We start from the raw sequence: 1,669 nt of genomic DNA, 5'->3' as shown, positions 1-1,669 counted from the left end.
GACCCGACGCACCCGCGGTTCGACGAGTTTGGCTGCCAACGAGTCCAGATGGGTGGCGCGGGCCAGGATCAGCCGTTCCTTGGCCTGCTCCACATGGTCCACCGTGATCGGCTCTGTGGCCGGGACCGCGAGCTCCTCGACGATCTCGTTAGCCAACGCGTTGACCAGCCACGGCTGCCCCGCGGTCAGCTCGACCGCCCGCGCCACCGCCGCCGGGGTGAACACCTGCCCGGTCTCGGCCGTGTGCTGGGCGTACAACTCGGCCACCTCGCTCGGGGTGAAATCCCCCAGCCGCAGCGACTTGAGCTTGATGTTGAACGGGCTGGCGGTACCGAGCCGGGACGGGTCACCACCCGAGGCGGCCTTATAGTCGCGCACGTCGCGCAGCCCACACAACGCCACCGAGGCGGGAAACCCATCCGGACGCTCGTTGAACCCGTCCCGAAGCTGGCTGAGCACGCTGACCAGGCTCGCACCATGCAACGCGTCGATCTCGTCGAAAAACAGTACCAGCGGCCGCGGGCAGGCATGTGCCCACGCCGCAAGCGCCGCCGCAAGCAAGCCCGTGTCGGACGCCTCCGGCCAGGGGGGTGGGCGCAGCTCCGCGGGCAGGGCGGTCTCGGCGCGGATCCGGATCCTGTCGAGGATGCCACGCACCGCAGCGCCGTAGTCGTCGCCCGCGGCTCGCCCAACCTCACACGAGAAGGCCAGCGCCGCATACTCGCCGCCGGCGGTCAGCTCCTCGGCCAGTGCCCGCAGCGTGGTCGTCTTCCCCGTCTGCCGCGGGGCGTGTACCACGAAATAGCCCATCTGGGCGACCAGATCGGGCGCCTCCGGCAGCCGCCCCAACGCCGGAATCATGTAGTGGTACGTGGGCAGGCACGGCCCCGCCGTGTTGAACCGTCGCCTCATGGCTTGCCCACCCTCCACCGGCTCCGGCAATGGCCGTCGCCTGGTCACTCTACGGTGCGCCGCATGCCGTGTTGGGAGCTCCGGGAGTTGTCTCGCCGCGGCCGAACCTGTGTGCTTGTCGCACTCGGTGACCTCCGTCTCAGCCGACGCCGTCTTACCGGCCGGTGCCGTCTCACCGGGGTTGGTCGAGCACCAGGGTCCATACGGTCGCGCGGGAGTCACCGGACGCATCGGACGTGCCTGCGGCGGTGATGGTCGCACCCGTGACTGATGATGTATACATCCTGATACTCGGCGTCTGCTCTGGAGGCGTTTGCTGTGGCGGGATGACGTCCTGTCGTTGACAGTTGCGCATCTGCTCGTCGCAGAGCCAGATCACCGGTCGGCGCCTGCCGGGGGTGTCGAGGATCGACCCACCGGCCATCAGCCGACCGTTGGATGTGAGGGCCAGGACGGTGACGACCGCGTCGGGCGGTAGGTCGGTCGGCGCATCCTGCCAACTTCTTCCGTCCGCCGACCGGCGGAAGTGGGCCGATGTACCGGCACCCTCGGGTTCCTGACCCACCGCGAACAGGGTGCCGCCGGGCAGCGCCACGACCCGGTCGGCGGTCTGGGTGCCCAGACCGCCGGCCCCCGTCACCGTTTCCCGCCGCCAGGTCTGGCCGTCGGTGGAGCGCCACACGGCGACATCCCCGTCGTGATCGGTGCCGCGGTCGACGCCGACGGCCAGCAGGCCGCCGGGCACCGCCACGACGTC

The 1,669-nt window shown here is 70.0% G+C and carries 1 protein-coding gene and 1 pseudogene; both read right to left on the bottom strand.

Annotated elements, in window-relative coordinates; genetic code table 11:
* Nucleotides 1–912, bottom strand: a 912-nt coding sequence (locus tag U9983_RS23355) for an AAA family ATPase (protein WP_322756077.1), incomplete at its 3' end; no start/stop codon positions are given.
* Between the two features lie 172 nt (nucleotides 913–1,084).
* A pseudogene (locus U9983_RS23350) lies at nucleotides 1,085–1,669 on the bottom strand (sialidase family protein); the annotation flags it as partial.

Source organism: Protofrankia sp. Cas3 (genome assembly GCF_963555955.1).
Taxonomy (GTDB): domain Bacteria; phylum Actinomycetota; class Actinomycetes; order Frankiales; family Frankiaceae; genus Protofrankia.
This window is presented reverse-complemented; position numbering and strand designations above follow the sequence as displayed.